Origin of the sequence: Pedobacter sp. CFBP9032, from assembly GCF_034045265.1 — a bacterium.
GTDB lineage: Bacteria > Bacteroidota > Bacteroidia > Sphingobacteriales > Sphingobacteriaceae > Pedobacter.
Genome location: NZ_JAXCWE010000019.1, coordinates 42304 through 48807, shown reverse-complemented (window position 1 = coordinate 48807; position 6504 = coordinate 42304). Strand labels below are relative to the sequence as shown.

At 36.2% G+C, this 6504-nt stretch carries 6 protein-coding genes; 3 read left to right on the top strand and 3 right to left on the bottom strand.

Going from position 1 to position 6504, the window contains the following annotated elements:
• Window positions 1-253 precede the first annotated feature (253 nt).
• The 3 genes from SOM16_RS22285 (at window position 254) to SOM16_RS22275 (ending at window position 2590) form a co-directional block, all read left to right on the top strand.
• Complete coding sequence (locus SOM16_RS22285) at window positions 254-475, top strand: hypothetical protein (protein WP_320466207.1); 222 nt, start codon at window positions 254-256, stop codon at window positions 473-475.
• Window positions 476-605: 130 nt separating this feature from the next.
• Window positions 606-1952, top strand: a complete 1347-nt coding sequence (gene purB / locus SOM16_RS22280) for an adenylosuccinate lyase (RefSeq protein ID WP_320466206.1) — start codon at window positions 606-608, stop codon at window positions 1950-1952.
• Between the two features lie 86 nt (window positions 1953-2038).
• Window positions 2039-2590 (top strand): NifU family protein, encoded by a 552-nt coding sequence (locus tag SOM16_RS22275; RefSeq protein WP_320466205.1) that lies wholly within the window; start codon window positions 2039-2041, stop codon window positions 2588-2590.
• A 179-nt stretch (window positions 2591-2769) separates the two neighbouring features.
• Here the strand turns inward: SOM16_RS22275 and SOM16_RS22270 are convergent, their stop codons facing one another.
• The 3 genes from SOM16_RS22270 to mtaB form a co-directional block, all read right to left on the bottom strand.
• Window positions 2770-3558 carry an inositol monophosphatase family protein gene (locus tag SOM16_RS22270; RefSeq protein ID WP_320466204.1) on the bottom strand — a complete coding sequence of 263 codons (789 nt, stop codon included), beginning with the start codon at window positions 3556-3558 and terminating at the stop codon, window positions 2770-2772.
• 52 nt (window positions 3559-3610) lie between these two features.
• Window positions 3611-4759 (bottom strand): prolipoprotein diacylglyceryl transferase, encoded by a 1149-nt coding sequence (locus tag SOM16_RS22265; RefSeq protein ID WP_320466203.1) that lies wholly within the window; start codon window positions 4757-4759, stop codon window positions 3611-3613.
• Between the two features lie 346 nt (window positions 4760-5105).
• A complete protein-coding gene (gene mtaB / locus SOM16_RS22260) occupies window positions 5106-6428 on the bottom strand; it encodes a tRNA (N(6)-L-threonylcarbamoyladenosine(37)-C(2))-methylthiotransferase MtaB (RefSeq protein WP_320466202.1) in 1323 nt (440 codons plus the stop codon).
• Window positions 6429-6504: the final 76 nt, after the last annotated feature.

Here is a 6504-nt window from a genome sequence, read left to right as displayed (position 1 = left end):
ACTGATTCTTCTACTATCGTTACTGACACTACTGGTGTTGATACTGTTGTTAAAGATTCTACAGTAAAAGATACTACTGTAAAAGCTACTACAACTACAGAAGAAGTTAAACACTAGTCTAACTTTACTTATAATAAAAAAGGTCTTTAAGATTAATTTCTTAAAGACCTTTTTTATTATATCCAATTTTGAGGGTTACCTTTTCAATCTGCAGGTATTAATAGTACTTATTAACCCTAAAACAAATATTATTATGAAAAATGCATTCAAATTAGGTTTCTTAGCTATCGCTTTATCTTTAACAGTTGCTGCTTGTGGCGGTTCAGATAAAACAGCAGATGGTACTGATACAACTGTTACTGATTCATCAACTATCGTTACTGATACAGCTGGCGTTGATACTGTTGTTAAAGATTCTACAGTTAAAGACACTACTGTAAAAGCAACTACCACTACTACAGAAGTTAAACACTAGTTTAATCTTTCTCTTAAATAAAAAAAGGTATTGATTTTGAAATCAATACCTTTTTTTATTTACAAGGAATAAAACAATTCTAATATCCGGGCAATTGTAGTAAATTTGCGGCAAAAATATAATCCGCATAATGAATTTAACATCACTACAAGCTATTTCTCCAGTTGATGGCCGATATAGAAAGACAACTGAAAGTTTAGCTGCCTACTTTTCTGAAGAAGCATTAATAAAATATCGTGTTTTTGTAGAAATTGAATATTTTATCTCTTTATGCGAAGCCAACCTTCCAGGACTAGAAAAATTTGATAAAAATCTTTATGCTGATCTTCGTAGGATACATGAAAACTTTTCAGAAACGGATGCGCTGGAAATTAAGGAAACTGAGAAGGTGACCAATCATGATGTAAAAGCTGTGGAATATTTTATTAAAAATAAATTCGATGCTTTATCTCTTCAGGATTTTAAGGAGTTTATCCATTTCGGATTAACATCACAAGATATTAATAATACAGCTATTCCCTATTCTATTAAATTAGCCCTTAATGATAGTTACTATCCTGCCATTTCTACGTTAATTACTAAAATTGAAGGCTTAGCAACGGAATGGAAAGATATCCCAATGCTTGCTCATACACATGGTCAGCCTGCTTCTCCTACTAAATTAGGTAAGGAGTTCCTCGTTTTTTCAGATCGTTTAAGCATCCAGCTTGAAAATTTAAAATCTATTCCAAACAGTGCGAAGTTTGGTGGTGCAACCGGCAATTTTAATGCACACCATATCGCTTACCCTCAAGTAAATTGGGTAGATTTTTCTAATCAGTTTGTGAATGAAACCTTAGGTTTAACCCGTGCACAGCATACTACGCAGATTGAACATTATGATCAGTTTGCTGCGCAGTGTGATGCATTGAAGCGGATCAATAACATCATCATTGATTTAGATCGTGACATTTGGACGTACATCTCTAAAAACTATTTCAAGCAGAAAATTAAAGCAGGAGAAATTGGCTCATCGGCGATGCCACATAAGGTGAATCCAATTGATTTTGAAAATGCAGAAGGTAATGCAGGTATTGCCAATGCATTATTTGAGTTTTTTGCAGCTAAACTTCCAATTTCCCGTTTACAGAGAGATCTAACAGATTCAACAGTGCTTAGAAATGTTGGTGTACCTTTCGGACATACTTTAATTGCCATTCATTCAACTTTAAGGGGTTTAAATAAAATCTTATTAAATGAAGCGGCTTTACATGCGGATTTAGACGATAACTGGGCGGTAGTGGCTGAAGCAATTCAAACCGTTTTGCGAAGAGAAAATTTTCCTAATCCATATGAGGCATTAAAAGAACTAACCAGAACCAATTCAAAAATAAACGCAGCCAGCATTGCTGAATTTATAGAAGGATTAGCGGTTACAGAGGAAGTTAAAGTACAATTAAGAACCATTACACCATTTAATTATACTGGTATTTTCTAGTAAATTAAATTGACGCTAAACAGACAGCCTGCGAAAGCTTTATTAATCAGTAATTGTTAATTTTGTTTATTCAAATTGATTAAGACATGACGATTAACGTATATACAGAACAGACTCCTAACCCGGCTACCATGAAATTCATGGTGAATAAGTTATTAATTAACGGCAGTGAGGATTTTGCAACAAAAGAGAGTGCAGAACATTCACCTTTTGCAAAGGAATTATTTAAGTTCAGCTTTGTTTCGGGTGTGTTTTTCGCCAGTAACTTCGTAACTGTTACTAAAACTGACGATGCTGATTGGGCTGATATCGAAGCGATTTTAAAGGAATTTGTTAAAGGTGCTGTAGAATCTGAGTTGAAGATAAAAGAAGATACATCTGAAGAGGCTCCGTCTTTTGAAGGAACTGAAACCGAAATTAAAATCCAACAGATCTTACATGATTACGTTCGTCCGGCAGTTGAGCAGGATGGCGGCGCAATTACCTACAAATCTTTTGATGAAGGTGTAGTAACGGTAGAATTACGCGGATCATGCAGCGGTTGTCCTTCATCTACCATCACACTTAAATCAGGTATCCAGAATTTATTGCAAAGAATGGTCCCTGAGGTTACTGAAGTAGTTTCAGAAGCTTTATAAAATTAATTTTTCATAGTAATAGTAACAGCAATGGCTCACATTTAGTGAGCCATTGCTGTTACTACTCATTTTTACAAACTTTATTACAGGCTCTAACAACCCCATGTAAAGTCTGCAAATCAACTTAGACAAGCCTATAGGGCTTCTTCCTCAAATTATCTGTTTATTTAAAAACCGAATTAAAAGTATCTTTTGATGGCTTCCAGCATTTCTGCAGTTAGTTTCCCATTGGTGGCTAAGATTTCTCTTTTGTTAAAGTAATCGTTACCGCCAGAAAAATCAAACACTTCTCCCCCAGCCTGTTGAACAATAAAACAACCTGCTGCAAAATCCCACTGTTGCAAATTATATTCAAAGAAAGCATCAAAACGTCCGCACGCGGTATAAACCAAATCAACTGCCGCAGCACCAATCCGACGAACACCGTGACTCTTTTGCATCATTTCCTCTAACAGTTTTAAGTATTGTGCCTGCTTTTCAAACTGATAATATGGAAAACCTGTAGCCAATAAACTAGATGGTAAATCAGGATTGGTAGACACTTTAATTTGTTTTTTATTCATGAAAGCATCTCCGCCTTTGAATGAATAAAACATCTCTCCTCTATTTAGTTCGTAAACGACACCTATAATTGGCAACCCATCTTCATATAAGGCAACACTAATGCCGTAGGCTGGAATTCCGTGAATGAAGTTCGTGGTACCATCTAAAGGATCAATAATCCAGGTATAAGTTTTGCCTTCTCTGCTGATTGTTTTTTCTTCAGTGATAAACCCAGCATCTGGAATCAGTTTTTCCAGGTTACGAACCAGCTTCTGCTCTGCAGTTTTATCTACATAGGAAACCATATCATTTAAACCTTTATACTCAATTTTACTGGCATCAAACTGTAAAGATTCTTTTCGGATAAAATTTCCGGTAAGTTTAACAATAGAGATGACCTTGTTGCATAATAATTCGTAATCCATAGTTTTTTAACAAAGAGTTTATTGTTATGTGTTGAGATTTCTGAAATAAAGATTAACTCAATGTATTTTTATTTCTGAGCGCATAAGCACTCAAAGCAATACCGCCGATAACCAGAAATGTAGAAATCATTTCAGCTTGTGTAAAAGACAGGCCAAATACATGGTATTTTGAATTTACACGGATTAACTCAATACAGAAACGCTCAATTCCATTCAGGATCATATAAATACCAAACATTAATCCTGGTGCTTTAATTTTATCCCGGATGCTCCACAAAAAAGCGAAAAGGATTAAACAAACGATCACCTCGTAGATCGGTGTTGGATAGACACCCTGAGCCAACTGATTGCAAAACTTACCTGGACAGCCAGAAATTGGAATCCCTTCGCCAACTACGTTATTTGGATAAGTGTATGACCATAACCAATCTGGTAACCAATTAAAAGGTTTTGGATTTGGATTTACAATTCCCCAGTCACCATCGCCAGATAAATGGCAACCAATTCTTCCTACCGCATAGGCTAACATCATTCCTGGCCCGCCAACATCTAACATGTGTAAAGGTTTTATACCGTTTCGTTTAGCAATAATCAATACAGCTGCACCACCACAGATTAATCCCCCATAAAAGGTTAAACCACTAAAAGATAGTAAACGTTCAATTGGATGTTGTACAAAATCATCCCAATATTCTAAGTTATCGAAAAATTTAGCTCCTAAAAAGCCCCATACTGCTGCCCATACAATGAGGTTACTCATTAGCTGGTAAGGATGAATGGTTACTTTTGTTTCCTTAGGTTTATCTAATTTATATTTGTCTTTTTCTTTAAAATCCCAGTATGCAAATAGGGCTGCAAATAATAAACCTCCAATTACGTTTCCCTTAGCCGACATTAAAATGGATTGTGCATCACTTACGAACAATGAATAATTTAATAATGCATAAACCAGTTTATAGCCAATTAAAAAACCGAATAAACCATTCATTATTAATTCGGATGTAGTTGCCGGCTTTCCAACAATAACGGTTTTAGTAATTGGATGAAGGATTCCCAGTGCTTCTTTTCTTTGTAATTCTTTAGTAAAAGCCCAATAACCTGCCACAAAAGCAAGTGCCACAAAAACGCCAAAAGTATTAAAAGGCAATGGCAGATTGATGCCAAATAGGTATTCTAAAAAATGCGAGACAGTAGGAAACATACAAATAATTTGTTGCGAAGATAGGAAAGAAAGGGGAAAGACGAAAGGTCAAAGATGAAAGAGCAAGGAGTAAAGATGAAAGAGCAAAGAGCAAAGATGAAATAGCAAAGAGTAAGGATGAAAGAGTAAAGATGAAAGAGCAAAGAGTAAAGATGAAAGAGCAAGGAGTAAAGAGTAAAGAGTAAAGAGTAAAGATCAAAGACAAGAGTAAAGAGCAAGGACTAAAATGAAAAAAGGATCAATTTAGAGCATAGCATAATAACAATGTTCGTCATATACTCAGGCTTGTGCAACAACGATAAACGATCTTAAATTAATTCACTACTGGAAATCCTCAACTACAAGACTAATGATGTGCGTAAGCGGTTTCCAATTCAGCCACTTCCACTTCGCCTTCGGCGGTAATTTCCAAAAGTTTGACCGCTTTTAGTTCATTTACCATAATGGGATCATATTTCGCACGAACTTTAACGTAGTTTTTAGTAAAACCATGCATGTAGCCCATTTTTTGATCGGCTTCGAAAAGCACTTCAGCATCAGTTCCAATTTGCGATTCGTAGAAAGCCCTGCGTTTTTTATCCGATAAGATATGTAACATCTTACTTCGTTCATTACGCTCGCTGCCTGCAACCACACCTTTCATTTCTGCAGCAGCGGTCAATTCACGCTCAGAATAGGTAAATACATGCAGATATGAAATATCCAATTGATTTAAAAACTGGTAAGTATCTAAGAAATCTTCTTTAGTTTCACCGGGAAAACCTACAATAACATCTACACCAATACAACAGTGCGGCATTACGGCTTTAATTTTTGCCACCCGCTCTACATATAGATCTGTGCGGTAACGACGGCGCATTAATCCTAAAATCTTGTCAGATCCAGATTGTAAAGGAATGTGGAAATGAGGAACAAAACGTTTAGATGTTGCCACGAACTCAATGATCTCATTGCTTAAAAGATTTGGTTCTATAGATGAAATGCGGATTCTTTCAATTCCCTCTACTTCATCCAAAGCTTTTACCAAATCGAAAAATTTATCTTCACGCGCTCCATTACGAATGCCGAAATCGCCCAGGTTAACCCCGGTTAATACGATTTCTTTTACCCCACCTTCAGCGATCATCCTGGCACGGTTCACCACATTTTCTATGGTATCGCTCCGGCTGGCGCCACGAGCCAACGGTATAGTGCAATAAGTGCAGGGATAATCACATCCATCCTGAACTTTCAGGAAAGTACGTGTTCTATCGCCTATGGAATAAGATGCAATAAAATTATGATTTACTTTTTCTATGCTTTGCTGATGAATTACTGCTTTTGGTTGCTTCGTTAAATCAGTAATATATTCTACAATTCTGAACTTCTCCGCAGCACCAAGAACCATATCTACACCTTCAATTTCGGCGATTTCTTGTGGCTTTAATTGAGCATAGCACCCAACAATAGTAACAAAGGCATTTGGAGAATATTTTAAAGCTTCCTTAACAACCTTGCGGCATTTCTTATCTGCATGCTCCGTAACCGAACAGGTGTTAATCACATATACATCAGCCTGATCTTGAAATTCTACCACAGTATAACCTGCATCGGTGAATAAACGACCAATAGTAGAGGTTTCTGAGAAATTTAATTTACAACCTAATGTATAAAATGCTACCTTTTTCATTGAGCCTGCAAAGATAAGAAATAAGTTCGGAGTTGCCAGATTGGAGTTTCGAGAACTGACAAATTACAGTGAGATA